The 25,077-nt window shown below is 41.5% G+C and carries 25 protein-coding genes; 5 read left to right on the top strand and 20 right to left on the bottom strand.

Features of this window, described 5'->3' with window-relative positions:
- Positions 1–4 precede the first annotated feature (4 nt).
- Positions 5–3,079, bottom strand: coding sequence for a beta-galactosidase subunit alpha (gene ebgA / locus HMPREF0623_RS01855; protein ID WP_004165831.1), 3,075 nt, complete (start codon positions 3,077–3,079; stop codon positions 5–7).
- A gap of 18 nt (positions 3,080–3,097) precedes the next feature.
- Complete coding sequence (locus tag HMPREF0623_RS01850; RefSeq protein ID WP_004165828.1) at positions 3,098–4,573, bottom strand: amino acid permease; 1,476 nt, start codon at positions 4,571–4,573, stop codon at positions 3,098–3,100.
- A gap of 116 nt (positions 4,574–4,689) precedes the next feature.
- Between HMPREF0623_RS01850 and HMPREF0623_RS01845 the strand changes: the two genes are divergently transcribed.
- Together HMPREF0623_RS01845 and HMPREF0623_RS01840 are read left to right on the top strand one after the other, a co-directional pair.
- Positions 4,690–5,532 carry an AraC family transcriptional regulator gene (locus tag HMPREF0623_RS01845; protein WP_004165827.1) on the top strand — a complete coding sequence of 281 codons (843 nt, stop codon included), beginning with the start codon at positions 4,690–4,692 and terminating at the stop codon, positions 5,530–5,532.
- 104 nt (positions 5,533–5,636) lie between these two features.
- Complete coding sequence (locus HMPREF0623_RS01840) at positions 5,637–6,200, top strand: LOG family protein (RefSeq protein ID WP_002831581.1); 564 nt, start codon at positions 5,637–5,639, stop codon at positions 6,198–6,200.
- Positions 6,201–6,300: 100 nt separating this feature from the next.
- Here HMPREF0623_RS01840 and HMPREF0623_RS01835 read toward each other — a convergent pair whose 3' ends face one another.
- From HMPREF0623_RS01835 to HMPREF0623_RS01815, 5 genes are all read right to left on the bottom strand, one after another.
- A complete protein-coding gene (locus HMPREF0623_RS01835; protein WP_004165825.1) occupies positions 6,301–7,041 on the bottom strand; it encodes a 3-oxoacyl-ACP reductase in 741 nt (246 codons plus the stop codon).
- Entirely contained in the window at positions 7,041–7,262 is a 222-nt protein-coding gene (locus HMPREF0623_RS01830; protein WP_002831578.1) for a DUF2829 domain-containing protein, read from the bottom strand. The genes HMPREF0623_RS01835 and HMPREF0623_RS01830 overlap by 1 nt, the downstream gene beginning before the upstream one ends.
- Before the next feature lie 24 nt (positions 7,263–7,286).
- Positions 7,287–7,769, bottom strand: coding sequence for a QueT transporter family protein (locus HMPREF0623_RS01825; RefSeq protein ID WP_002831576.1), 483 nt, complete (start codon positions 7,767–7,769; stop codon positions 7,287–7,289).
- Positions 7,770–8,109: 340 nt separating this feature from the next.
- Positions 8,110–9,042, bottom strand: coding sequence for a ketopantoate reductase family protein (locus HMPREF0623_RS01820; protein WP_004165824.1), 933 nt, complete (start codon positions 9,040–9,042; stop codon positions 8,110–8,112).
- Positions 9,039–10,253: an L-lactate MFS transporter gene (locus HMPREF0623_RS01815; protein WP_036671229.1), complete on the bottom strand. Its 1,215-nt coding sequence runs from the start codon at positions 10,251–10,253 to the stop codon at positions 9,039–9,041. Before HMPREF0623_RS01815 ends, HMPREF0623_RS01820 begins: the two co-directional genes overlap by 4 nt.
- Positions 10,254–10,383: 130 nt before the next feature.
- On the opposite strand from HMPREF0623_RS01815, the gene HMPREF0623_RS01810 reads away from it, so the two are divergent.
- Positions 10,384–11,274, top strand: coding sequence for a LysR family transcriptional regulator (locus tag HMPREF0623_RS01810; RefSeq protein ID WP_002831571.1), 891 nt, complete (start codon positions 10,384–10,386; stop codon positions 11,272–11,274).
- Here HMPREF0623_RS01810 and HMPREF0623_RS01805 read toward each other — a convergent pair.
- The 4 genes from HMPREF0623_RS01805 to HMPREF0623_RS01790 all read right to left on the bottom strand — a co-directional run bounded on the left by HMPREF0623_RS01805 (position 11,271) and on the right by HMPREF0623_RS01790 (position 14,151).
- Positions 11,271–12,041 carry an ABC transporter permease subunit gene (locus HMPREF0623_RS01805; protein ID WP_004165821.1) on the bottom strand — a complete coding sequence of 257 codons (771 nt, stop codon included), beginning with the start codon at positions 12,039–12,041 and terminating at the stop codon, positions 11,271–11,273. The two genes, HMPREF0623_RS01810 and HMPREF0623_RS01805, sit on opposite strands and share 4 nt — an antisense overlap.
- Positions 12,042–12,053: 12 nt before the next feature.
- Entirely contained in the window at positions 12,054–12,809 is a 756-nt protein-coding gene (locus HMPREF0623_RS01800) for an ABC transporter permease (protein WP_002831568.1), read from the bottom strand.
- Positions 12,806–13,687 carry an ABC transporter ATP-binding protein gene (locus HMPREF0623_RS01795; RefSeq protein ID WP_002831567.1) on the bottom strand — a complete coding sequence of 294 codons (882 nt, stop codon included), beginning with the start codon at positions 13,685–13,687 and terminating at the stop codon, positions 12,806–12,808. Before HMPREF0623_RS01795 ends, HMPREF0623_RS01800 begins: the two co-directional genes overlap by 4 nt.
- Before the next feature lie 176 nt (positions 13,688–13,863).
- Entirely contained in the window at positions 13,864–14,151 is a 288-nt protein-coding gene (locus HMPREF0623_RS01790) for a hypothetical protein (RefSeq protein WP_002831566.1), read from the bottom strand.
- Positions 14,152–14,357: 206 nt separating this feature from the next.
- Here HMPREF0623_RS01790 and HMPREF0623_RS01785 point away from each other — a divergent pair, with 206 nt between their 5' ends.
- Both HMPREF0623_RS01785 and HMPREF0623_RS01780 read left to right on the top strand, forming a co-directional pair.
- Complete coding sequence (locus tag HMPREF0623_RS01785; RefSeq protein ID WP_002831565.1) at positions 14,358–14,588, top strand: DUF378 domain-containing protein; 231 nt, start codon at positions 14,358–14,360, stop codon at positions 14,586–14,588.
- Between the two features lie 386 nt (positions 14,589–14,974).
- Entirely contained in the window at positions 14,975–15,448 is a 474-nt protein-coding gene (locus HMPREF0623_RS01780) for a TspO/MBR family protein (RefSeq protein WP_002831564.1), read from the top strand.
- Between the two features lie 161 nt (positions 15,449–15,609).
- On the opposite strand, the gene HMPREF0623_RS01775 is transcribed toward HMPREF0623_RS01780, so the two are convergent.
- The 9 genes from HMPREF0623_RS01775 to rbfA all read right to left on the bottom strand — a co-directional run bounded on the left by HMPREF0623_RS01775 (position 15,610) and on the right by rbfA (position 25,064).
- Entirely contained in the window at positions 15,610–16,749 is a 1,140-nt protein-coding gene (locus tag HMPREF0623_RS01775) for an FUSC family protein (protein ID WP_143121386.1), read from the bottom strand.
- An 8-nt stretch (positions 16,750–16,757) separates the two neighbouring features.
- Entirely contained in the window at positions 16,758–17,522 is a 765-nt protein-coding gene (locus tag HMPREF0623_RS01770) for a hypothetical protein (protein WP_004165819.1), read from the bottom strand.
- Positions 17,523–17,807: 285 nt separating this feature from the next.
- Positions 17,808–18,932, bottom strand: coding sequence for a molecular chaperone DnaJ (dnaJ, locus tag HMPREF0623_RS01765; RefSeq protein ID WP_002831562.1), 1,125 nt, complete (start codon positions 18,930–18,932; stop codon positions 17,808–17,810).
- Positions 18,933–19,025: 93 nt separating this feature from the next.
- Positions 19,026–20,882 carry a molecular chaperone DnaK gene (gene dnaK, locus HMPREF0623_RS01760; RefSeq protein WP_002831561.1) on the bottom strand — a complete coding sequence of 619 codons (1,857 nt, stop codon included), beginning with the start codon at positions 20,880–20,882 and terminating at the stop codon, positions 19,026–19,028.
- Between the two features lie 27 nt (positions 20,883–20,909).
- Positions 20,910–21,533 carry a nucleotide exchange factor GrpE gene (gene grpE, locus HMPREF0623_RS01755; RefSeq protein ID WP_004165818.1) on the bottom strand — a complete coding sequence of 208 codons (624 nt, stop codon included), beginning with the start codon at positions 21,531–21,533 and terminating at the stop codon, positions 20,910–20,912.
- Complete coding sequence (gene hrcA, locus HMPREF0623_RS01750; RefSeq protein WP_004165817.1) at positions 21,523–22,563, bottom strand: heat-inducible transcriptional repressor HrcA; 1,041 nt, start codon at positions 22,561–22,563, stop codon at positions 21,523–21,525. The genes grpE and hrcA overlap by 11 nt, the downstream gene beginning before the upstream one ends.
- 107 nt (positions 22,564–22,670) lie before the next feature.
- Positions 22,671–23,618 (bottom strand): riboflavin biosynthesis protein RibF, encoded by a 948-nt coding sequence (ribF, locus tag HMPREF0623_RS01745; protein WP_004165816.1) that lies wholly within the window; start codon positions 23,616–23,618, stop codon positions 22,671–22,673.
- Positions 23,619–24,521 carry a tRNA pseudouridine(55) synthase TruB gene (gene truB / locus HMPREF0623_RS01740; RefSeq protein WP_004165815.1) on the bottom strand — a complete coding sequence of 301 codons (903 nt, stop codon included), beginning with the start codon at positions 24,519–24,521 and terminating at the stop codon, positions 23,619–23,621.
- Positions 24,522–24,713: 192 nt separating this feature from the next.
- Complete coding sequence (rbfA, locus tag HMPREF0623_RS01735; RefSeq protein WP_002831556.1) at positions 24,714–25,064, bottom strand: 30S ribosome-binding factor RbfA; 351 nt, start codon at positions 25,062–25,064, stop codon at positions 24,714–24,716.
- Positions 25,065–25,077 lie beyond the last annotated feature (13 nt).

The raw sequence follows: 25,077 nt of genomic DNA, 5'->3' as shown, positions 1-25,077 counted from the left end.
AATGCTAATCAAATTCGTCAACTAACTCTTCCCGAGCAAGGACGGTATCCCGAACCTCCTTTTGATTGAAGCCCGTCATTCGAAATGATAATTCGAAATCCGTAACTTTTGTACGGTACTTTTCCAGTTGCCACTGTCCGCAAGAAAAACTACCAAGTGCGTTTTGTTGGTAATCTAAATTCAAAACCACGTAGTCCCGTTTCTTTAAATCGATGGTGTGTTTGGCTTCATCAAGATCCCGTTGTTCATAATAAGAAGCGCTAAAGTTAATTCCGGATGGATTACTAAATAACATCCCTTGACCGCGTTCATCCGTTAAGGAGGCCCATTTAGTATCTAAATGATTCCCGTTTGCTTGTGGCACTACGTAATTGGTAAATAAACTATCCACGTCAGTTGTGTAAACCCCGAGTAGCCCAGCTTCCCGAGAATCGACATAGTTTTCTCGAGGCCCACGGCCAAAGTAACGAACTTGTGCTAAATCCGGATTTAATCTTAAATCCACTCCCAAACGAGGGAGCATGTCTGGGGTCATGTCAAGCTTACCATCTGGGGTCCCGTTTAATTTAAATAGTATGTCTCCGGTTACTAAAATCCGATACTCGTACTGGCAATCAAAGTGCCAAGCACTATTAGTAGTCCCGTGCATCGTCTTCACTCGAACTACCGCCTCTTGCTCGCTAGCTTGCCAACTAAAATCACGCACTACTTCATGCTCTAAATGTAAAAATTGGCGTTGCTTCATTTCGGTTACAATCTCCATATCGTTGCTAGTCGGCGCTCGCCAGAAGGTAAACTGCGGGCCCCGTTTTAGTAACTTTTGCCCATCTTTTTGATAATCAATCAGCTGACCGCACACGGTATCCAACGTAACCGTAAAATTATTTCCACTAATCTTCAACGTGGTCGCCCCTTCACTAACTTGTAAAGTTCCTCGTGGCGACACTAAGATTCGGCTAGATTGAATTGGTAAAACAAATTGGGCGGTAGCTAATTCAAATCCCGCTGGCGCAAACGAGGTGTTCCGTCTGAGCCGGTATGAAAGATTTAGGTAATACGTTGCCCCAGGTTCCCCAGCAAGCGGTAGCTCATCCAGTAATTGAATTTCTTGGGTTTGTCGTGCGGGAATGCTTGGCAACGAAATGCGGCCACTAGTTAGAAGTTGGTCGTCTGCCATTACTTCGTAAACTAAATCAAAAATCTGTAAATTGGTAAAATCATACCGGTTAATTAACTTTATTCGTCCTTCCTGAAGGTTAACTTTTTCGGTGGTTACCGGCTCGATTACTTTTTTATACTCGTAAAGGCCGGGTGAAGGAGTGCGGTCCGGCATTAAGAGCCCGTCAATACAAAAATCTCCATTAGTGGGATCGTCCCCAAAATCGCCGCCGTAGCGATAATACTTGCGCCTATCTTCCGTATAAGATTCAATCCCGTGATCAAACCATTCCCAAATAAAACCACCTTGCAGTTTATCATGAGCATAGAATAGGTCTTGGTACTCCTTTAAATTTCCCGGTCCGTTCCCCATGGCGTGCCCATATTCACAAAGGATGTGCGGTTTCTTAGCGTTCTTAATTACATCCTTCATGAGCAATTTTCGGGTCGGATGTTCTAACCAGGTGTACATCGTAGAATATACATCCACTACCTCAGCATCAAAATCACCTTCGTAATGGACCAACCGGGTCGGATCCATTTCTTTAGCCACTTCCGCCATTTTTCGGAAATTACAGCCAAAAGAGGATTCGTTTCCTAACGACCAAAAGATAATTGAAGGATGGTTACGGTCACGAGCAATCATCCGAATCAACCGGTTAACAAAGGACGTCTCCCACTGGGGGTCGTCGCTAATCCAGTCATACTTTTCAGTTAATTCAAAGCCGTGGCATTCCAAATCGGTCTCGTCAATGACGTACATCCCGTAGCGATCGCAAAGGTCGTAAAAATAGTATGCATCAGGGTAGTGACTAGTTCGGATGGCGTTAATATTAAATTGTTTCATTAAAATAATATCTTTTTCAATCTCTGCTTCACTGACTACCCGCCCGTTACGGGGATTGTAGTCGTGCCGGTTAACCCCCTTTAGTTTAATGGCCACCCCATTGACCAAAAAGGTGTCTCCCACAACTTCAATAGATCGGAAACCGACCGTTTGAGGAATCACCTCGATCACTTGCTCTGCATGCTTAACCGTCATCAAGACGGTATACAGATGTGGCAGCTCGGCACTCCAAGGTTTAACGTGCGGAATTTGGGTTTCAAATTTGACCTGCGTACCCTGTGGTTGATTGGTTGCCGTGTAAAGGACGTTTTGCTTTTCGTCCAGCAATTCCACTTGCACTGTCTGCCCAGCTTCTTTTCGTAAAGTAGCAGTAATCTGTAAATCACCATCTTGGTAATCGTGGACCAGGTTCGCAGTTACTTGGAAATCTTGAATTCCATTTTTAGGAACGCCCAAAAGTTCCACATCGCGGTAAATGCCACTTAACCACCACATGTCCTGATCTTCTAGATAAGTCCCGTCTGACCACTGGTAAACTTGCACGGTCAAATCATTGACTTCGTGTAAATACACTAGATCCGTAATATCGAACTCAGCTTCGTTACGTGCTCCCTTACTGTAACCAACCATTTGCCCATTAACCCAAACTTTATACGCTGAGTCCACCCCACAAAATCGAAGGATGATGGTTTGATCCTTAAATTCGGCGCCCACTTCAAAAGTTCGTTTATAAATTCCAGTTGGATTTTCGGTGGGTACGTACGGTGGATCAATTGGAAAGTTATACCATAAGTCTGAATAATGCATTTTGCCATATCCTTGGCGTTGCCAATTTCCAGGGACCGTGATTTCGTCCATAGTAGTAGTGTCAAAATCACTTGCAAAGAAATTTTCTGGGCTATATTCCGGTGCGGGCAAGAACATAAACTTCCACACCCCGTTCAAATTCTTAAAGGCCTGGGTGTACCGGTTTTCACCAATTAACGCCCTTTCACGAGTCGGGTAACTGTTAAAATGTGCTCGCGGCGCCATTCGATTAATCCCATCTACTTGATAGTTTTCCCATTGTTTCATTTTTTAACCTTCCTTTACCTAATTAAGTCGTTGTTTGCGTTCATAACGGTACCAACAAATCCACGCAAAGCCCATGAACACGATTAAGCCGACCACGTTATAAACCAACATTCCGATTGGACTAGCGGTCCCCTTGGGCAACGTGCCGTGGATTTCCTGCATAATTAAATGGGGGTCTGGTACGGTGGACATGAAGAATACAAAGATGAAGGTCAGTAACAGAAAAATTCCTACCGTAATCCCAAACGCCCGGTGCCCTAGCTTAAAGCTCCGCGGCATATCATCCTTTTTCCAACGAAGTTGAATATAGGCAATCAGCAAGAATAATACTGGCAGCAAAGACGTCGAAGCGGTCATGTTGATGAGGGTTTCTAAAAAGCTGTCCATACTTCCAATCCCTAACGCCGGTACAATCAGCAAAGTTGTTACAATAATTCCCTGAACAATTAAAGCGTTAGTGGGGTTACCTTCTTCGTTAGTCCGTACTAACCACTTACCAAAAACACCTTCTGGAATTTCAGAAAAGAACACCTTTACCGGGGCTGCCGTCCAAAGGGCTAACGAACCTAAGCTCCCCAAGCATAAAATCACTCCCACTAATCGAACCATTACTCCTCCAGGAATGTTGAAATAGTTACCGAGAATTTTAAAAATATCAAAAATCCCATTTGAAAAATTTCCCTTCAATACTTCAGTAGGAACCACTAGACCAACTGCAACGGCCCCTAAAATATACATAATTCCTACAATCACGGTGGCACCAATCATTGTTTTAACGAAGGTCTTATTGCCACCCTTCACGTCTTTAATGTAGACTCCGATACTTTCACCACCGCCCACGGCTTGAAGAATCCAAGCCATCGTCATGAAGAACGTCCAGTTAAACTTAGGAGTAATCGATTTTAGCGTAAAATCTTGTGCCGGCGCCTTGCCAAACCCAAAAACAACGATAAAAGCTAAAATAACAAACGCGACGCCCATAAATAACCGGGCACTTCCCGCAAAATTAGTTACCTTCGAGATCCAAGAAACTCCCTTGATACAAACCCAAGTCATAATCCAAAACAAAATTACTGAAATAATTGCAATCACCTTCGTACCATGGCTACCTTCAAAAACGTTTTTACCCACAAAAGAATACGAAGCATAAATCAAGGTATTGGGTAGCAACGAACAGAAGAAGAATAGGTTAACAAAAAAATACGACCATGCTCCCAAAAAGGCCCAGCGTTCTCCGAGAACTGAAGCTAGCCAACTGTGAATGCCAGATTCATTTTCTGCGTTGGCTGAAGCAAATTCGGCAATCATCAAAATAAACGGGAGAAAGTAAAATACCGAACCAAATATGTATCCAGGAATGGTCGCTAAACCAATTTGAATACTATTGTTGACAATGCTGGGAAAAGCAAAAACTGCTGAAAAGGTCATCAACATTAGGGCTACTGGTCCTAAACGCTCTCTTGAATTGTTCATGATTGTAAAGCCTTCTTTCATCTAGATTAAGCAATTGCTATACTTGAATTATAAAGCGCTTACATATTCACGGACATAATAATTGTTGCCCATTTATTGTAATTTTGTTGACATTAACCAATAAGGAGTTAACCCAAATGAATAACCATTTTACAGAAGACGTCAGCATTCTTGTAGATAACGGTCCCCTTAGCGCAGAATTTCACATTTACGAAGTCGGCTATGAAAAATGTCAGCCCACTAAGCCTTTTGAATACATCCCGATTGACTATTGGGTGCTTCACTACGTTATGGACGGCAAAGGTTACTTTTCAGCCGGCAATTCCGACTTACAACACCTTTCGGCTGGCGATACATTTTTGTTGCCCGCTAACTGCCCCAATATTTATTATCCTGATAAGGCCGATCCTTGGACGTATGTGTGGGTCGGAATTTCGGGCGAATTAACTGCTAAGTATTTAGCTCAAATCGGACTTAGCCGCCGGAATTTCGTAATTAACGCCTCCATTGATAAAACTAAAGAAATGCTATTTAACCACGTTTACCAAGCGTTTAAAGACAAACAAAACTTCCAGTCGTTAAGCGCCGTTTATTCTTTATTGGATTATCTACAACAAGAAAATCACGCAAACAATCCGGTTAACCAAGGAAAACAGATTTTTGATAAAATACTACTTTACGTCGACGAAAATTTTGCTTCAGGACTCACAATCAGCCAAATTGCTGCTAATAACAACGTAGATCGTTCTTACTTATATAAGTTATTTCAGCGTTATCTTGGTAAAAAACCGAGTCAGTATGTTCACCAGTTAAAATTGCAGAAGGCCTGTTCGCTTTTACGAAAAAGTTCGTTAAATATTACTCAAATCAGCCAAGAATGTGGTTTTTCATCCTCGGCATATTTTACCAACGTCTTTGCTAAAGAAATGAATTCTACTCCCTTAAAGTATCGCAATCGGTTTATTCGTGCGCGGAATTAACTCATCACTAACCCAACGGGTATAAATTGTTTACCCGTTATGCATTGACACCCCCGTTTAAAATGTCTTATACTAGACACTTCGAAAACGAGGAGGGAATTTTTGTGAAAATAACGGTATTTTGTGGCTCCCGTCCGGGAAATCACCCCAATTTTAAAGAGGTCGCCTATAACATTGGCACTACCCTAGCTCAAAAAAACGTTGAACTAGTTTACGGAGGGTCCACTTCAGGAACCATGGGGGCAATTAGCCAGGGCGTTCTAGACCACGGTGGCAAAGTGACCGGGATTTATCCCGAAGGTCTTTTTGAAGATGAGCTACCGCGCAAAAACACCACTTCCTTTATTACCACCAAAACCATGGCAAAGCGAAAAGAGTTATTAATCAATAAGGGCGACGCCTACCTAGTTTTGCCAGGCGGTTTGGGAACTTTAGAAGAAGTTAGTCAATTGTTGTCCGATATGGCAATTGGATTGGTTCCACTTAAAAAAGTCGGTATTTTGAATATTAACGGATACTATGATCACTTAATTAGTTTACTGGATAATTTTGTTGATACCGCCTTTATGGAATCCATCTATCGAAAGCAGCTCGTCGTTACGGACGACTACCAAAAACTAGTAACTGCTATCTTAGCTACAACTGATAGCGCAGAAATTAGCGCTTAAGTAAATCCAATCCCAGATAAAAACAACCTGATTGCTAATGCCTTATCGTGCTTTAGCAACCAGGTTGTTTTATTATTAATTATAAAAATTTCCAGTAGTTTTACTTAGCTACCCAACCACCATCCACGGGAATGATCACTCCTTGTAGATAGCTTGCTGCCTGACTCGCCAAGAATAGGGTCACGCTGGCGACTTCAGTGGGCTTTGCCCAACGTTTTACCGGAACTTCTTGAGCAACTGCCTTAGCAATTTCACCCCCATCCGCAAAATCCTTTGCGTTCATCGGGGTATCAATACATCCCGGAGCAATTCCGTTAACTCGAATCCCCTTAGGTGCACAATCCATTGCAAGCTGCTTTGTAAAACCAACGATGGCATGTTTTGAAGCGGTATAAGCAATTCCTCCGCCTCCCGCAACCATTCCAGCAATTGAAGCCATGTTAATAATTACTCCAGAATGCTTCATTTTAGGCAACGCGGTTTTGGTAACGTTAAACATACTGGTAACGTTATTATTGAGGATCCGCTGCCATAGGGTTAAAGACGTGTCTTCAATTGGTAAGTAGTCGTCTAGCATCCCGGCCGTATTTAATAGAATGTCGATCCTTTCTAAAGGTTGAAGGGCTTTTGTAACCGCTAAGGGATCGGACAAGTCCACTTGCGTAAATTTAAAATGGTTGGGATATTGTTTTTGAATTTGGTCCATTTGATCAATGTTTTGATCAAATCCCCACACAAGGGCGCCTTGTTCTAAAAAGGCTTGGGCCTGTGCTAACCCAATTCCAGAATTGCTTCCGGTCACCACTACTTGGCAATCGGTAAACTCGGTGATCTGCGACATTATTCTACAACCTGCCAATCATCTGCCAACACGTCACATACCGTGGGCGCAAAGCTGGAGTATCCCTCGCTAGTGGTCTTAATTAGCATATACGGGGTTACTGGAACCCCCGCAAACGTTTGGTTTTCCACCACGATTACAAACTCTTCGTCACCGTTCCATTGTTGGCGAATTGCCTTTCCGCCTTGCTTTAAAATTGGTAAGATTTTTTCAAAAGTCATTTAAATCCCTCTTTAATTTATAAATTATTCATATAAGTTAATTTTCTTGGTAATTAGGTAAATAATCACCGCGCCAATTGCCATCGATGCAATTTCTCCCAGGGCTAAAACCCAGTAAGTGGGAAAGAGCGGCAAATTCATGTATAAGTGCATTTCTAAATCCACTAAAAACATTCCGGGTAATTGGCAGAGCGTAGCGATTAAGAATTTAAGTGGTTTGGCACCGATGTTTCGTGCCGTAAAGTAGGTTAGCGTAGTTCCGATTAGCGTCCCGGCTGTACCAAAAATCATGTCCACCACTCCCAACGGGCTGAAAATGTTTACAATCAACACGCCGAGGGTCACCGCAAAAATATAGCGCTTGTTAAACGCGGCTAAATGGTTAAACATTTCTGACAACCTTAACTGGACTACTCCATAGCTAATGGGAGCAAAAATTAGCGTGATTGCCACGTAAAGCGCCGCAACTACGCCAGTTGCCGCAATGTTACGGTTAATTTTACTCATCAATAAATCACTCCTAGTTTTAATTTGAGGCGGGATTTCGCGAACCGCCTGGGCTGGTAAACGTTGGTTAAATAGTTAAATTTTCAGGCCTACCTCCAGCATTTTATTAAAGTTTCTAACCAATCCGTTTAACTAGCCCTCCTCATCTTACCCGTCTGTTTTAGAAAAGTCATCCTTTGTTTTAATTTATATAGTGAATTAAAAAGCCCCCTTTTATTAGGCTAAGGCCGGGATTCAGAAATTAAAGTACCTCCTCAATTTCTAAAATATGGCCAACCACCTAATTATTTAAGGGACCTTCAAAACAGCTTTATTAAACAAATTTTTCTGTCCATCAAGCTCACCCTAACTGCCCCAATTGCTCCTTGCTATGAATTAATCCCGTAATCATTTGGTTTACTGGGGTGGCGAGTTGATGCTTTCGGCCTAGTTTGACTATGTAGCCATTCAAAAAATCAATTTCCGTGAGGCGTTGCTTATTCAAATCTTGATGCATCGATGGATAATGTTGCCCACTAGCCTGGGGATTGAACTGTGCTTCCAGCATTTGTTTAATTATCCTTACGCTAAAGGGAATTCCTTCAGCCTGTGCTACCGCGTTAATTTCTTCTAAAATTAAATCGGTAAGTTGGGTTCCGTAATTCAATTGCCCAAATTCCGCCACGTTGCAATTTAATAAGGCGGATAAGGGATTAATCACACTGTTAAAACCAGCTTTTCGCCAAATCGATTCGTGGACATTTTTGACTAAGCTTGCTTGGAGTCCTGCTTCATTCAAAAGATTTAGCACCGTGGTTAACTTTGCTGGAGCAAAATCAGAAGAAACTGCCTGAAAATCAATGCGCCCCTTTCCCGTTGCTTTAATTTGCCCTGGTCCTAGCAGCTCGGAAGACCATAGTGTCACCCCAATTAAAATTTGGTCTGCTGAGACAAACTGTCTTAAAGTTTCTTCGTTGCCAAAACCATTTGATAAACAAAGTAAAGTGGTTTGTTCATCAATGATGGGGATGATTTTGTGCAGAAAATCCGTCATCTGCATCGCCTTGGTAAAGACGATTACCAAGTCAAATCGCCCAGTTGCTTGTTCTGGAAAAAGTGCTGGAATATGGTAGTTTTGAGTCCCTTGCTCATTTTCCACTCGCAAACCTGATTCATTAATTGTTTGAATATGTTCTTGCCATTGGTCAATCAACGTAACTTGCACACCAGCCTCGGCAAGCATTGCGCCAAAACGACACCCCATTGCGCCAGCTCCTGCAATTGCTACTTTCATAATTTTTTCACTCCTTTTTGTTCGATTCTTTGTAAAGCCTCTTTAGCCCAAGCCTTTAATAAATAAATTGCGAGTACTCCTAAAACTAACAACCCCATTGCAATAATAAAGACGATTGCAAAAGAATGCGTATACTTAAAGAAAGCGGCCGTTACGTATGGGGCAACCACCGCGCCAATTGCAAAACCAAAATAAATAAACGCATAATTTAATCCTTGGTTACGTAGCCCAAAATTAGCGCTGGTGATACTTGGAAACACAGCTAACACACCTGCATAGCAAAAGCCGATGCCTAATGCACAAACGTAAAAAAGGCTTGTATTTCCCTTACCAAGCAGTAGTAAGACCATAAAAAGCGCCATTAGTGCGTAAACTAGTGCTAAAGTATGGTACTCACCCAACCAGTCGGAAACCGTTCCCCAGATTAGCCGACCGACGGAATTAGCAATGGAAACTCCACTAACTACCACCGCACCAGCAGTTAAGCCGTACGCTCCCATCCCAATTTGCGCCGACGAACTACTAATGACCATCCCAGAAAATACACCAAAGGCCATGATCCAAAACATCAGCCAAAAACGCCGGTCTTTTAGCATTCCCCGCCAGTTTTGCTCCATTTTAGAAGCCACCAGCTGTTTGCTATCCTTGGCCGGTGCACTGCGAATGAAAAATTGAACTACAAAAATCACTACTAAATAAACCATCCCTAGCCAAAACAAAGACTGACTAATATTCATCTTGGTCAAGAAGAACTGCGCCAGCGCGGTACATAAAAGAGTACCCACGCCAACGCCAGCCAGAACGCAGCCTGAAGCTAATCCCCTTTTATCAGGAAAAAACTTAATTGCATTATTAAGGTTGCCCGTGAAGGCCAACCCGCTTCCTATTCCCGCAATTAAACCGTACGTTAATAATAGCAACGGTAATGTTTTTACAAATCCGGATAGAATGAATCCAATTGAAAATAAGACTCCACCTAACACAATTGCTAATTTCCCATGTCCACGATCAATTAATGCCCCGCCCCAAATCATGGGTAGGGGGATGATCCCCATATTTATGGAAAACGCTAATGATAAAACTGCCGGATCCCAATGATATTGCGCAATTAAAGGCGTTTTAAAAAAGCTAAAAGCGTAAACTCCGCCTAAAACAAAGTTAATTAGCACATGCGCCGTGAGCATTACCCACCGATTCAAGTTCTGTTTCATCTGCCACTCTCCTAAAGTTAAAAATTTCACAAATATAATTCAAAAACATGATAAGATTAAAAGCAAAAAGAAACAATTCTCAAAAAACTATTAGAGTAATTAACTTTTACTATCGATGGGAGGCGTCCTAATGAATTTAAGACAGTTAGAGTATTTCCTAGTTTTGAGTGAAGAACTTAATTACCACCAAGCAGCCGAACGGCTATTTATTGCTCAACCTACCCTGAGTGTCCAAATGAGTAATTTGCAACGGGAAATTGGACAACCATTATTTTTGAAAGTTGGGCGCCACATCATGCTTACTAATGCTGGCTTGATTTTACAATCCCATGCCCGTAAAATTTTACGGCAAGTTCGTGCCACCAAACAGGCACTTCAGCCACGTTCGGAACCTGCCTCAATTAAAATTGGCTTGTCTGGAACCCATCTTTTAACGCCACTGTTGAAGACATTTCAAAAAATTAACCCACACACGTCATTCACGTTACGAGAAAATACCTCTGCTAGCACCTTGAAACAGCTTTTAAACGCTGAAATTAATTTTGGAATAGCTTTTTTGCCCATTCATAATCCCGCCATTAATTACCGTTACTTATTCACCGACGAAATTATTGCCGTTACTACTAAAACGGGGCCGTACCACACTCTCGAGAACATCACGCTTACGCAACTTACCAAAGTACCATTAATTGTTTTAGATCCGCAATTTGCCATTCGTCAAACCCTCGACCAACTGTTTTTAAATCAACATTTGTCGCCTCAATACCTAGTTGAAGTAACCTCTTATTCAGCCTGCATTAGCGCGCTTAGCCAATTAACCGGGATAGCACTCGTCACCCGCTCCTTTTTTGAAACACAAAAAGCCGGCCATGCCGACTTAAAAGTGATTTCAGTTGAGGAACCTGGTTTAAAACAAGCGCTTGCCTTGGTTTTTCCAGCGGACATTCCGCCTTCGCCCAAAACAACCATTCTTATGGACCAAATTCAAAAGTATTATTTAACCAAGGAACAGCCTTCTTAGTAATGCCGCCGCCGAAAAATTTGGTAACCCAAAACGGCAAAGACGATGGCATATCCCGCAGTCGCCACCCCTAATTGCAACGTCGAAAGGTGCGACATATCGTGATACACTGGGTAATTTGCGTATTGTAAGGGTAAAAACATCATATTTAATGGATTCCAACGGAGCCAGTGGAGATATTGCTGTGGTAAAAATTGGATTCCAGGAGGCACAATTTGCCCCATAAAGAAAACTCCTAAACTGATTGCTAAAACAACCGCATTTTCAGTAATCGAACAAGAAATTAAGAAGAGAATGCTGACTAAGAACATGGTTACCAAAATATCAACCAGGGTCATGGTTAGCACGTTAGTTAAAAGACTTTGGTGATACAAATACGGTTTAAATAAGTCTAAGCGAAATTTTGGTAGCGCAAAATTTAAAATTAGGGTCATTATTACCGCAAAACCATGTATCGCAACGTCACAGAGCCCGACAACGGTTAATTTTGCTAAGTAGACATCCTTTCGACTGGGAGTTTTTGCTAACATCGTCAATATTGTTCGTTGCTTAAACTCCGATGAAAAAAAGGTTGCCGCAACTAAAATCATTATCAAAGGAGCAATTTCATCAATTCCAAAACTCGACATTACCAGCCAGGGCGCCGAAATGGCATCATCAAAAGACATGATGAAAGGAATCATTAGTAAAACTATTAAAAACGGCGCAAGCCAAGTTATTTTTTTATGTATCAACTTATAAGCTTCTTGATTAATAACGGTTATCAAAATTTCACCTTCCTATTTACTTCGTTGTCCCCAACTAAAAAACAGGTAACTTAGCATGGTAAAAATAACGGCGTAAATTGTCGTTCCCCAAGCTAGTTGCGCTGTGGATAGTTTAGTAACGCTCTTTAAAGCTGGATTTGCGACCTGACTTGCAAGTTGCAACATGTTCAAGGGGTTCCACTTGATCCACGGCCCATCAATAATTTTGGGGAGTGCCCCTGCCAAGGTTGGCCCGGTAAAAATCAATACGAAACTAAATCCCATAGCCACGATTTTACTCCGGGTCAAACAAGTCACACCGATGGTTAAAACGGTGATTAAAGCAACCATCCCGGAGGCTCCTAACCCCGTCAAAAGCGCGGCATTCCAAAGGGACTGGTGGTTTATCACTAGATCCCATGTCAAGGTACTAGGAGCACGGGTTGCCTGAATCACCATTGTGAATATTCCTCCTGCCAAACTTAAAATAAGTACGTAGCCCAGTAGAACTAGTAATTTAGCAAGAAAAACCCCGCCACGGCTGGTGTTCTTATAAAATAACGTGTCAATGGTCTCATTTTCGTATTCCCCGCCAAAATCAGTTGCTACCAAAATACTCATCACCAGCGCAGCCCATTTGCCCCAATCATAGCTTTGGGCAACTGAATCAAACGTCGTCCCTTCAAGCCAAACCGAAACGGCCATAAGCAACCAAAGAGCTACGATGCCGCCCCAGCAGCCTCGGCGATGAATGAATTTATAGAACTCTTGTTGCAAACTGTTTCTCATTGGTGCACCTCCTGGCGACTTCTAAGCGACTTCACCACTTGCTGTTCAAAGGTTAGTTTTTCTGGAGCCACCGTTAATAAGTACTGCTCATTTTCCACCAACAGTTTTTCGGCTGCTTGAAGATCTGGAGCGTTGATCTTTAAATAATCTTTTTGTAGCTCGCTTACCACCCCGTGACTTTCCAATAATTCATAGCTAGCAAATAAATTGTCGGTTGTAATCTGGTAATAACGAGAATTCCCGCGTTGGAAATTTTTTAATGAATCGGTTAATAAAATCTTGCCTTTATTAATCAAAACCACGTTAGAAACCACCCGCTCAAGCTCACTCAAAATATGACTAGAAATCAGGAAAGCGGTCCCTTTTTGGGCCATCCGTAAAATTAGATTACGAACTAAAATGGTCGCTTCCACGTCGAGTCCGTTCATGGGCTCGTCCAAAATCACTAGATCCGGGTGATTTAATAATGCTAACGCAATCCCCAGTTTTTGCTTCATCCCTAACGAATATCCCTTTGCCCGGGTGTCAATATAAGTTTCCATTTCCAACGCACGTGCGAGTTCATCAATTTCGACCTCGCTTTGTGCGTACAAAGCCAAATTTTGCCGGCCCGTCATGTACGGATACAACGCGGGGTGTTCAATTAACGCCCCTACTTTAAGAAGGGCTTGATGGTGATTTGAGGTAACCGTTTGATGATTTACCAAGACCTGCCCCTTAAATTTTGTCAAGGCTAAGATGGTTTTCATAATCGTCGTTTTTCCTGCTCCATTTGGTCCAATCAAGCCGACAATTTCCCCATCGCCAACTTGAAAAGACGCCCCTTTGATAATTTGTTTTCTACCGATAAATACATCAAGCTGTTTTACCTCCAACATTAATTTTCAACCTCCGTTCAGTTATGGTGTTCTATTTATACATTACACTATAACTGATTCGACATGAAAAATGCAAGCCTTTTCCATTAACCTCATATTTTAATTTAACCAAATAAAAACCCCGAGGTTGCATTAATGCAACCTCAAGGTCCTTTATTGATTTATTTTTCTAAAATTTAAGTTGGTTGCCGATTCCCTTGTTTGTAAATCTCATTACCATCATAGATAACCCGGTTAATTGCAAACGTGTTATCTTGGCCAAATGTAGCTTGAGTTCCTAGCCAGTAGTACTCAGGTGTTAGTTGAGTAAGTCCTTTACGCAGGTTTCCAGCTTTTTTTAACAAGTCCAGCTCTGTCTTATTGATCGCCGAGCGCCAATACCTTACCGCACCGTCAGCAAATTCTACTCGCAGAAATAAACTCGGCAGCAATGCTACCCGAACAACTTTTGGAATATCTTGCATTTTTACCTCCCGCACTTAAGCCTTAATAAAATAGCGCTTTCATATACAGAATAAGCTTAACATCGGCAACGATTTTCCTCAACGCAATTTGCGAGAAAAAAATATTTTTTATAAGCATAGTTAAGCATATTCTTAGCTTAACCATTAGTGAATTTGCTAAGCTTAAGGTGTTCCAAAAATAATAACCTTATGGGAGGAGATTTATTATGAAAGCATTGGATCTTACAGCATTAATCTTGGTAATTGTCGGAGGTATTAACTGGCTCTTGGTAGGACTTTTCCAATTTGACCTAGTAGCTACCTTATTCGGCGGGCAAACAGCAATCATCTCTAAAATTGTATATATTTTAGTAGGTTTAAGCGCCCTATACAGCTTAAAATTCCTCGGGATGCTTAGTCATCGCCCCGAAGACGACGCACGTTACAACAATCGTTAATTTTTTGCACTACGACTTTACGGAAAGCGTGCACTAAAAGTCGGGTAGCTTATCCGTATTAACTAAAAATCGACGTGATGCCTGGATTGGGCATAATGTGATAATCCCTTTGTGGCTGACAGATGAAATATCATAATTTATCTGTTAATCATGGAGGGATTTTTGAATGTCTAGATCTGAGCCCCTGCATTAGAATGGCTTTTATGTTAAACAGCGTAAACTGACGTTTGGCTTTATTAAAGTTAACATCCTAAGATATTTTTTTCAGCCTCTTTTAATTATGGCGTCCCGTTTTAAGCAAATTATTATGCAAACTATCGACTCTTTGTTACCCTTAAGCTAATCTAACCGGGTAATTGTTTTAAATTTGAAGGAGGAATGATTTAATGACTAAAAGAAATCCAAATTGGATCTTATTGATTGCTAGCATTATCGTTGTAGAATTGGTCGGAAGCCTATCGGGGATATTATCAGGTGATATTAAAGCAATTTATAACAACTTAACGTTGCCGCCCTTAGCCCCACCTGACTTTATTTTTGGCATTGTCTGGCCAATTTTATACCTAATGATTGGGATTGTCGGTTATTTAATTCTTCGTGACCGGACCAACGCACGCCAAAATAACTTGATTTTGTTTATCAGCCAATTAGTTTTAAACTTCATTTGGAGCATCATTTTCTTTGGGGCAAGCAACCGCTGGATCAGCTTTTTAATTATCATCGTACTCGATGCACTAGTGATTTGGTGTGTGAAAAAATTTTGGCAAACTAGTAAATTAGCCGCTAGTCTAATGGTTCCGTACTTGATCTGGATCTTATTTGCTACCTACTTGACTTTAGGAACGGCGATTTTGAATTAAATTTATGCATAAACTAAAAAAGCAATGACAGTAAAGGACATTCCTGAACTTCATTGCTTTTCTATTTTTACAATTACAAATTTTGCCGGCAAAACTAGCTTAGTCTTAGGAGTTAGAAAAAGTTCTAAAAGCTAGGTTTGCTTTACTATTGAAGATCATTACTATGAGTTAATAAATACTTTATTAGCCGCCCGTATTTGTCCAACTTCCATTTCCAATCTTTTTATATTTAAATTTAATTCAGCAAAATAGTAATGGTCTAAACTTTGTTTTTGCTCCTTAGTTTTTTTCTCAATTTCTGTAGAATTAGTCAAAGAATTTAATCTAGCATAATATTCTTGAAATTCTCCCCGGACCTCATGCAACTGGACCGTTGCTAATTTAATATGTTCCCTCATTTGCACAATTTGTAATTCAATTTTTGAAGTTAATGTCTTAATACTTTCAATCAGGCAAACCGTCTCATAATCGTTTTTCACGCGATTTGCTATTATAAATTCGTTTGCAGAACGTTTAAGTTTATCCTGCATTATATATAAAGTATTAAAGTCCTTTTCTTTTAAGTCGCTCAGTTTTTCTTCATTTGACATATATAAAAGTATATATCCCGCTACTTTCCCCCAATCCTCTAAGTTTTCTGCAAAGTCGTCGTTAGATTTTGCCGGAAAAATTAGCAAGATCAAAATAGCGACACTTCCCCCAATTATTACATCAACTATCCGAGTTACCCCAGCTATGCTTCCTCCTAATAAAAATACTAGCCAAAAAGTTACGCTAATCATTAAGAAAAATTGACTAAATTTTTTGATGGTCAAAAACAAAATAATCAGTATAGTTGAAACTACGGCGTAAAGCAATTTATTATTAATTTGTGATGGAAATAATATGGAAAATAGTAAAACTCCTAAACATGCGCCGAATAATGATCCGAAGGCGCGCGCACTTGATTTTCCTAATGTATCATGGACGCCTGGCATCACCATTAAGCATCCAGATAAGGGAATCCAAAAACTATGTTTTTCTAGTGGCATAATCATAAATTGATCCATAGCTAACGATAAAACGTAACATACTAAACCTGTTAAAGCTAGGCGGCTCGCAAATCGAAGTGTTGTGTTTGAGGTGGTTGAAACCATTTTTTTAAGTGTTTTTATTTCGTTTGCAAGAGAAAAGCTTCTTTTTGAAAATGTCCTAGCACGTTCTTGCTTTGTGTTTAAAATACTAATAACTTGCTGTATTTCACTATCAGCATTCTCCAATTTAGCAGGCTGAGGAACGTTCATACCTTGTAGTAATTGCACTATATAACTTAATGCCTCGGTATTTTTTTGTTTTTATTCCAGGTTATCCTAGTAAGAATTTTATCTGCGGATTTAACCACCTGAAACACCCAGGGATCACGCACTTGGTAAATTCTTGGCATTATTTCTACTGCCTCTAAAACTTTGGTTCTTTCTTCAAAGTAATTCGCTTTTTTGTTGTTTGAAATTAAAACTAACTGACTATATAGACTTGCAGTCATGGGCAAAGATATATTAAGTCTCTTATTATAAAGACAAAATATTAGTGCTACAATTGCCATTCCGGTGATAAAAGATAACAAGCCTAAAAACATATTAGCTGTAGAAACGCCAATTTTTAGTCCTGCAGTTGCCATAACGGCTAGCACACAAAACAAGTATCTCAAGAATGTGTTGATACTAAAACTATATGTAATTCCTGTTAAAAATAGACCTCCGGTAATTACTATTGCCAGTAAGAGTGGAAAACCTGAAAACAAAATTCCTACTACTCCTCCTAAGCCAATAAAAGCTATTCCTTTAATTGCATTTATTAAGGGCTCGTCATGACGTGGCATCAAACAAACAATTGTTCCAAAAAAGCAGCCAACATTCATTAAAATAAAAGTTGCATTCCAAATATCACTAAGTAAAAAACCAATACTATTGGTTATTAATACTGCCACTGATAGTAATAACCAGTCGCTTAAACTAACAAAGTTCCAGACAGGCTTTGAATAAAGCCATGTTGATTTTAGCCATATTAATAGATATCTAGCTATTTTCTTGTTCATATTTAAACCTTCTTCAAATTGTATGTAGCCTCAATTATATCATTTTAGTTATTATATTCATAACCACGCATTCACAAAAAAAGATTTTATAAAACCCCGGATAGTCTATGTTGTCGCACTTTAACACGATAACACGCCTAAAACAAACCATTAAAAATTATTCCCGGTATTAAAAATATATCACAGCAATTAAATTTCGAATTAGTTTAAAAGCAATCCAAAAAGGCGAAAGCACGGAATCTTAGTTCCACTACTTTCGCCTTTTTTAAATGTACATTAGTTTAATTAATTCATAAATTTATCAAAGAAACCGCCCTTGCCGTTGCCTGACGGGTGTTCCCCACTAGCCTTAGCAAAGAGTTTCAAAGCTTCTTTTTGGCCAGCATTCAGCTTCTTAGGCACCTTAACCTTCACGTGGACGTGTTGGTCACCGTTGCCATTGCCTCGTAAACGAGGAGCTCCCTTGCCCTTCAAGCGGAAGTTAGTTCCCGTCTGCGTACCAGCTGGGATTTTTAGCTTAACCTTGCCGTGAACGGTAGGTACTTCAATTTCATCTCCCAGTGCAGCTTGTACGAAAGAAATTGACTGATCATAGTAAATTTCTGAACCTTCGCGCTCATAAATCTTACTTGGCTGTACTTGGAAAATGATGTAAAGGTCACCATAAGGTCCGCCATTATAACCAGCTTCACCTTGACCTTGAAGCCGCATTTGTTGACCATCTTCAACACCGGCTGGAACAGAAACCTTTACTTCATGTTCTTGCTTAGTGTGTCCAGTACCACCACAAGTTGGGCACTTCTCTTTAATTTCTTTACCAGTTCCGTTACATACGTCACAAACCTGTTGCCGAACCATCCGACCAAGCGGAGTGTTTTGAGTAACTTGAATGCTACCCGTTCCGTGACATTTATGACAGGTTTCTGGCGAAGTCCCTGGTTTAGCACCCGATCCGCCACAGGTCTTACATTCGGCTTCTCGTGAATACTTAATCGTCGACTTTTTACCGAAAATCGCTTCTTCAAACTTAAGCGTCATTTGGTACTGTAGGTCCTCTCCTTGTCGTGGCTGGTTAGCGGCCTGTCGTTGGCCACCACCAAAGAAAGAACTGAAAATGTCGTCGAAGCCGCCGCCAAAACCACCAAAGCCGCCTTGGTCGCCGAAACCACCGCCACCAAAACCAGCGTTGCCGTCAGCGGAACCAAATTGATCATACTGCGCACGCTTTTGCGCGTCCCCTAAGACATCGTAAGCTTCGTTAATGTCTTTAAACTTTTGTTCCGCTCCCGGCTCTTTGTTGATATCGGGATGGTATTTTTTCGACAAGCGTCGATAAGCCTTCTTGATTTCATCTTCAGATGCATCGCGACTGACTCCCAGAATGTCATAGTAATCTTTACTTCCAGCCATATTCATCCTCCATGATTTTTACCAGTTTTAACCGTTAATCACCGCAAAAGGGTCAAAGTCAACGACTTCGACCCTTCATTGCTAATCACTTATTTATTTGTTGTCTTTGTCAGGATCGACTTCTTCGAAATCCCCATTGACAGTGTTGTCGTCGTTATTACCGGTATTCTGGTCGTTACCTTGAGCACCATCAGCTTGGCCTTGGGCTTGTTGAGCTTGTTGGTAAAGCTTTACAGATAGGTCTTGGACAATCTTGCTCAAATCATCCTTCTTAGCTTTCATTTCTTCTAAGTTGTTATCTTTTTGTGCTTTTTCAAGAGCTTCCTTAGCGTCTTTAGCCTTCTTGATTTCGTCTTCAGAAACCTTACCTTCAAGTTCCTTCAAAGTCTTGTCGGTTGTGAAGATCAATTGGTCAACTTCGTTACGAAGGTCAACTTCTTCCTTACGCTTGCGATCGGCTTCTTCGTTTTCCTTAGCTTCCTTCATCATCCGATCGATTTCTTCATCACTAAGACCCGATGAACTCTTGATGGTAATCTTTTGTTCCTTACCAGTACCTTTATCCTTAGCAGAAACGTTAACGATACCATTCTTGTCGATATCGAACTTAACTTCGATTTGTGGAACTCCCCGTGGAGCAGCTGGAATGTCCGTTAGTTGGAAACGACCCAGCGTCTTATTATCTGCCGCCATTGGACGTTCACCTTGAAGTACGTGAATGTCTACAGCTGGTTGATTATCTGCTGCGGTAGAGAAGATTTGAGACTTGCTAGTTGGGATCGTAGTGTTCCGGTCGATTAACTTAGTGAACACACCACCCATGGTTTCAATACCAAGTGAAAGTGGAGTAACGTCAAGTAAAACAACGTCTTTAACATCACCAGTTAAAACCCCACCTTGAACGGCAGCACCAAGGGCAACGGCTTCGTCAGGGTTAATGGAATGGTTAGGTTCCTTACCCGTCCAGTTCTTTACGGCTTCTTGAACAGCTGGAATCCGTGTTGAACCACCGTTTAAGATAACTTGGTCAATGTCAGAAGCTGATAGGCCAGCATCTTTAAGGGCGTTGTCAACTGGTACCTTAGTCTTAGCAACTAAGTCTGCGGTTAATTGATCAAATTGTGCCCGTGTCAAAGTCTTTTCCAAATGCAATGGACCAGCTTCGCCAGCGGAAATAAATGGTAAGCTGATTTGTGCTTCGCTAACCCCAGATAAATCTTTCTTAGCTTTTTCAGCAGCGTCCTTCAAACGTTGAAGAGCCATCTTATCTTTAGAAAGGTCAATGCCGTTTTCTTCCTTGAAGCCTTCAACTAACCAATCAATAATCTTTTGGTCAAAGTCATCCCCACCGAGGTGCGTGTCACCGTTTGTTGAAAGTACTTGGAAAACACCGTCGCCGAGTTCCAGGATCGAAACATCAAAAGTACCACCACCAAGGTCGTATACCAAGATCTTTTCATCCTTGTCACTCTTATCTAAACCGTAAGCTAACGCAGAAGCAGTTGGTTCGTTGATGATTCGTTTAACTTCCAAACCAGCAATCTTACCAGCGTCTTTGGTTGCTTGCCGTTGAGAATCATCGAAGTAAGCTGGAACCGTGATAACGGCTTGATCAACTTCTTCACCAAGGTAGTCTTCCGCAAACTTCTTGATGTAGCTCAAAATCATTGCAGAAACTTCTTGTGGGGTGTATGACTTGCCGTCTACCGTTACTTTGTATCCAGCTTCCCCGATGTGACGCTTAATTGAAGAAATGGTGTTAGGGTTAGTAATTGCTTGCCGCTTTGCTACTTCACCTACTTGTGTTTCGCCATTTTTGAAAGCAACTACTGATGGAGTTGTCCGTGCCCCTTCTGGGTTAGTGATAATTTTAGGTTTGTCACCATCCATGACAGCAACTGCAGAGTTTGTAGTACCTAAGTCAATACCAATAATTTTATTACTTGCCATTGTCTAAAATCCCTCTTTCTCTATCTTTTATTGAGCAACAACAACCATCGCTGGCCGTAATACTCGATCCTTTAAAATATAACCCTTTTGAAATACCTTAACCACGGTATCCGCAGGATGATCATCATCTGCTGGAACGGTCTGGACCGCCTGGTGGAGGTTAGGATCAAACTTTTGACCGTCTGCCTCGATTTCAGCGATATTATTTTCTTTAAGGGCTTTTAAGAGGTCCTTTTGAACCATCTCTACCCCCTTCAACAGCTGTTCTGAATGCTCAGCTTCCACTGTCAAAGCTCGTTCCAAGTTATCTAACGCAGGTAAAATTGCCTTTGCTAATTTTTGACCATCATATTTTAAAAGACTAGCTTGTTCTTTTTCGTTGCGACGGCGCATGTTCACAATTTCAGCTTGCGCGCGGATATACTTGTCGGAAAGCTCATCACGTTCCGCCGTAATTTTTTCAATTTCCGCAGGACCTAAAGTAGTTTGCTTTGAATCTTTTGCGGAATCCTTTTGATTATTCTTTTCGTCTTGGGCCGTTGCTTTAGCTTGCTTGTCAGCGCCCTTACTTTCTTCTTCAACCTTTGCTTCGGTTGAAGCTGATTTTGCCTTTTCGTCTTCCTTTGCCAATTCAATCCTCCTAACTGTCATCAAGATGCTTGTAGTATTGTAGGATTCGGTGTGATAATTGGTACCTAAACGTATTGATCAAGCCCAAAGTCTTCGAATACTGCATACTGGTTGGACCAAGAATGGCAATTAGTCCCTTACCACGGCTTCCCACATCGTAAGTTGCCGTAATTAAACTAAAATCCTTTAGCAACGCGTTACTTAACTCGTCGCCAATTTTCACATCCAAGTCACTCCGCTTATTACCTAGCAGTCCGTTAATTTGCTCATTTTCATTAAACAGCGTTAGTAACCCTCGAAGCGAATTTACATCCACATTTTTCGAAAAGTTTAGAACGTTTAATTTACCGCCCACGAAATAGCGGTCGCGAGTTGAGCGGGTAACGATGTCTTGGAAAACGTCCAAAACTCCTGCGTCACTCTGCAAGTATTTTTCCACTACCTGCGGAATGTCCGTCCGCAAATGGTAATATACCTGGCTCAGCGTTTTGCCTACCAACCGGTCGTTCATGATCCGAACTACCCGTTCTAAGGTTTCGCCGTTCATCTCGTGTGGGATACTGAATTGTTGGCTAGTAACGTCGCCATTACTAGAAACTAAAATCAGCATCACCTGGTTGCCGCCTAACGGAACCATTCGGAAACCGTCTAACGTGGCTCCCTTTTGCTCCGGCTTAAGCGTTAAAGCTGTATAATGCGTTAAATTGGAAAGCATTTCTGCTGAAGTTCGAACAATGTCGTCAACTTCTTGGAAATGAGTTGCTAGTCCCCTTTGAATCTGTAGTGCTTCCGTCTGATCGACTTCTTCTGGGCGAAGCAAGTGATCAACATAATAACGATACCCCATTAGCGATGGGACCCGGCCTGAAGAAGAATGGGTCTTTTCAATTAAACCCAAGTCCTCTAATTTAGCCATATCGTTGCGAATCGTGGCCGAACTAACTTTAATCGGCAGATTGTTCATTACCGCCTTGGAACCAATCGGTTTACCATTTTCCGTATATTCTTGAACAATTTCCTCTAAAATCAATAATTCACGATCAGTCAACATGAAAATCACCTCTTTTAGCACTTAGAAAGTCGGAGTGCTAAGAACAACTATTAAGATACCAGAGGTTTGTAGAAATGTCAACTTTAGTCAAGCTTGGTCAGACAACTTTAACGCTTCTTAAAAAATGCACGCGTATCTGCTTCATCCTGGTGCAATTGCGCAATTAACGCGTCCACCGAAGCAAACTTAACTTCTCCCCGTAAGCGGTGGTGCCATTTAACCCGGACCGTCTCACCATAAATTTCTTGATTGAAATCTAAAATGTTAATTTCCGTAGTTACGGGGCGCCCGTCCCCGAAGACAACGTTGCGTCCTACCGAGGCCATCCCCTGGTACCATGTATCGGCAATCTTAATTTCCACAACGTAAATGCCAATCCCAGGAGTGATTTGATTAGGATTGCTAACAATGTTCGCGGTAGGAAACCCAAGGGTCCTTCCCCGCGCTTCGCCGTGGACTACTAAACCATTAGTTTCAAAGGGGTACCCTAAATACCGGTTAGCTTCGTCAATCTCCCCGTCGGCAACGGCGTTTCGAATGGCGGTCGATCCAATTTTTTGCCCTTGTGCAATGATTTTAGGTACTTTAACTACTTCAAAACGGTGTTGCGCAATTTCTGGCAACGTATCCATATTAGCCGTGGCAACTGGCCCAAAAGTATAATCAAAACCGGCCACCACCACTTCAGCATTTAATCCGACCATGTATTGGTCAACAAACTCTTGCGGGGTTAAACTGCCAAATGCGGAAGTAAAGTTAACTACGTAAAGAATATCCACTCCCGCCGCTTCCATTAACTCTGCTTTCCGAGATACAGAAGTTAGGTAGCTTAACGCGCTAAAACGGTGCTGCGGCTTGGGGAAAACTACCGAAGCGTGGTGATCAAAAGTCATTGCCGCCAACGCTAAGCCCTTAGCGTTCGCAATCTCACGAGCCTTTTGAATTACGGCTTGGTGACCACGATGCATGCCATCAAAAAATCCTAAAGCAAGCACCACCTTTTCTTCGGGAATCATTTTTTTATCATACGGATGATGTATCTTAATTATTTGCATTTATCTCACCAACAACATTTTTTCTGGGCGGTATACTTGACGAGATTCGTCGTATTGGTACAGCGCCTGAATTTTACCTTTATATTTAACGGCAACAACCGGTTCGGTAAGTGCGCGCTTCAAAAAGCCCCCATTTTGAACTAATTGCCACTCTGAATCAGTAATTTCAATTGCCTCAAACTTTGCTAAAGCATGGTCAATCGGGTGTAGCACATCACTTTCGACCCGGTCTTCGTCACGAGCCTGCTCAAGTTCTGCCAAAGTAACGCACTCTTTTAGTTCAAACCCTCCGCTACTTGTCCGAGTTAAATCAGACATTACGGCTGGCAACCCAAATTGCCGACCAAAATCGACTGCTAAAGTCCTAACGTAAGTTCCCTTACCACACTGCACCTCAAAATAAATAGTTTGTTCTCCCTTTTCCTCGTCGAACTCCGTAGGGCGAATTTGTTTAAACTGGTACACTTGGATTTTTCTTTTAGGCCGCTCCACCGTTTCTTCGGCACGAGCATACTCATATAACTTGCGCCCATTAACCTTCACAGCGGAATACATTGGTGGAATTTGAGTTAATTCCCCGGTCATTTGCTTTAAGGCTGCACCAATTTGAGCGTCCGTTAGTGGTTTACTTAAGGGTTGCCGTTCCACCACTTCTCCATCCAGATCCTCAGTGGTGGTCGCCAAGCCTAACGTAATTGATCCTTGATAAGTTTTACCAAAGCGCATTAAGTAATCTACCACTTTTGTAGCGCGGCCTACGCAAACCGGTAAAACCCCATCCACGCTAGGATCTAGGGTACCGCTATGGCCGACCTTCTTGGTTCTTAAAATTCCACGCACCTTAGCAACCACGTCGTGACTAGTCATTCCGCGTTCCTTATTAATTGGAATAATTCCATCCATCAAAATAAACCTCACATTCCTCGTGCAAATTTGCTCTTCTTAAGTATTTTACAGTAGATACCGTGGAATACAAAATGTTCATCCCAATCAGTATCTCCCACTAACTTAAAAAGAGCAACCATTCGACCTGGAATGGTTCCCATAAGCTGCTTACTTGCTGGAAACGTTCCTGTCCATGATTGCTCTTTTAACTTAGTCACGATTAAGTTTATTAATCAGCTGATCAATTTTTTCACCGTACTGTACAGAATGATCTCTTTCAAAAATCAATTCTGGTGTTTTATAAATTGATAACCGACTGCCTAGTTCTTTGCGGATCAACCCCGACGCCTTTTCGAGACCTTTACGGGTCTTTTCGTCGTCAGAAGCTTTATCCGATAAGATGCTGTAATAAATTTTCGCTTGTTGTAAGTCACCAGTGACGTCTACCCCCGTGATCGTAACTCCCTGCACGCGAGGGTCACGAACTCGGCGACGTAAAATGTCACTGACTTCTTTTTCAATTTCTTGTGACAAACGATCTGCACGATATTGTCGAGCCATCTTCAAATCCCCC

It is taken from the genome of Pediococcus acidilactici DSM 20284, from assembly GCF_000146325.1.
Lineage (GTDB): Bacteria > Bacillota > Bacilli > Lactobacillales > Lactobacillaceae > Pediococcus > Pediococcus acidilactici.
The sequence above is the reverse complement of the archived record's forward strand: the minus strand, read 5'-3'. Positions and strand labels throughout refer to the sequence as shown.

Excerpts from the sequence above, each read along its gene's own strand:
- ribF (WP_004165816.1), bottom strand. The coding sequence starts at position 23,618 with ATGCAAATAATTAAGATACATCATCCGTATGATAAAAAAATGATTCCC.
- HMPREF0623_RS01790 (WP_002831566.1), bottom strand. The coding sequence starts at position 14,151 with ATGCAAGATATTCCAAAAGTTGTTCGGGTAGCATTGCTGCCGAGTTTA.
- ebgA (WP_004165831.1), bottom strand. The coding sequence starts at position 3,079 with ATGAAACAATGGGAAAACTATCAAGTAGATGGGATTAATCGAATGGCG.
- HMPREF0623_RS01850 (WP_004165828.1), bottom strand. The coding sequence starts at position 4,573 with ATGAAAGAAGGCTTTACAATCATGAACAATTCAAGAGAGCGTTTAGGA.
- HMPREF0623_RS01795 (WP_002831567.1), bottom strand. The coding sequence starts at position 13,687 with ATGTTGGAGGTAAAACAGCTTGATGTATTTATCGGTAGAAAACAAATT.
- truB (WP_004165815.1), bottom strand. The coding sequence starts at position 24,521 with ATGGATGGAATTATTCCAATTAATAAGGAACGCGGAATGACTAGTCAC.
- HMPREF0623_RS01810 (WP_002831571.1), top strand. The coding sequence starts at position 10,384 with ATGAATTTAAGACAGTTAGAGTATTTCCTAGTTTTGAGTGAAGAACTT.
- HMPREF0623_RS01830 (WP_002831578.1), bottom strand. The coding sequence starts at position 7,262 with ATGACTTTTGAAAAAATCTTACCAATTTTAAAGCAAGGCGGAAAGGCA.
- HMPREF0623_RS01825 (WP_002831576.1), bottom strand. The coding sequence starts at position 7,769 with ATGAGTAAAATTAACCGTAACATTGCGGCAACTGGCGTAGTTGCGGCG.
- hrcA (WP_004165817.1), bottom strand. The coding sequence starts at position 22,563 with ATGTTGACTGATCGTGAATTATTGATTTTAGAGGAAATTGTTCAAGAA.
- HMPREF0623_RS01785 (WP_002831565.1), top strand. The coding sequence starts at position 14,358 with ATGAAAGCATTGGATCTTACAGCATTAATCTTGGTAATTGTCGGAGGT.
- rbfA (WP_002831556.1), bottom strand. The coding sequence starts at position 25,064 with ATGGCTCGACAATATCGTGCAGATCGTTTGTCACAAGAAATTGAAAAA.
- HMPREF0623_RS01800 (WP_002831568.1), bottom strand. The coding sequence starts at position 12,809 with ATGAGAAACAGTTTGCAACAAGAGTTCTATAAATTCATTCATCGCCGA.
- grpE (WP_004165818.1), bottom strand. The coding sequence starts at position 21,533 with ATGACAGTTAGGAGGATTGAATTGGCAAAGGAAGACGAAAAGGCAAAA.
- dnaK (WP_002831561.1), bottom strand. The coding sequence starts at position 20,882 with ATGGCAAGTAATAAAATTATTGGTATTGACTTAGGTACTACAAACTCT.
- HMPREF0623_RS01845 (WP_004165827.1), top strand. The coding sequence starts at position 4,690 with ATGAATAACCATTTTACAGAAGACGTCAGCATTCTTGTAGATAACGGT.
- HMPREF0623_RS01780 (WP_002831564.1), top strand. The coding sequence starts at position 14,975 with ATGACTAAAAGAAATCCAAATTGGATCTTATTGATTGCTAGCATTATC.
- HMPREF0623_RS01820 (WP_004165824.1), bottom strand. The coding sequence starts at position 9,042 with ATGAAAGTAGCAATTGCAGGAGCTGGCGCAATGGGGTGTCGTTTTGGC.
- HMPREF0623_RS01815 (WP_036671229.1), bottom strand. The coding sequence starts at position 10,253 with ATGAAACAGAACTTGAATCGGTGGGTAATGCTCACGGCGCATGTGCTA.
- dnaJ (WP_002831562.1), bottom strand. The coding sequence starts at position 18,932 with ATGGCTGGAAGTAAAGATTACTATGACATTCTGGGAGTCAGTCGCGAT.
- HMPREF0623_RS01770 (WP_004165819.1), bottom strand. The coding sequence starts at position 17,522 with ATGAACAAGAAAATAGCTAGATATCTATTAATATGGCTAAAATCAACA.
- HMPREF0623_RS01835 (WP_004165825.1), bottom strand. The coding sequence starts at position 7,041 with ATGTCGCAGATCACCGAGTTTACCGATTGCCAAGTAGTGGTGACCGGA.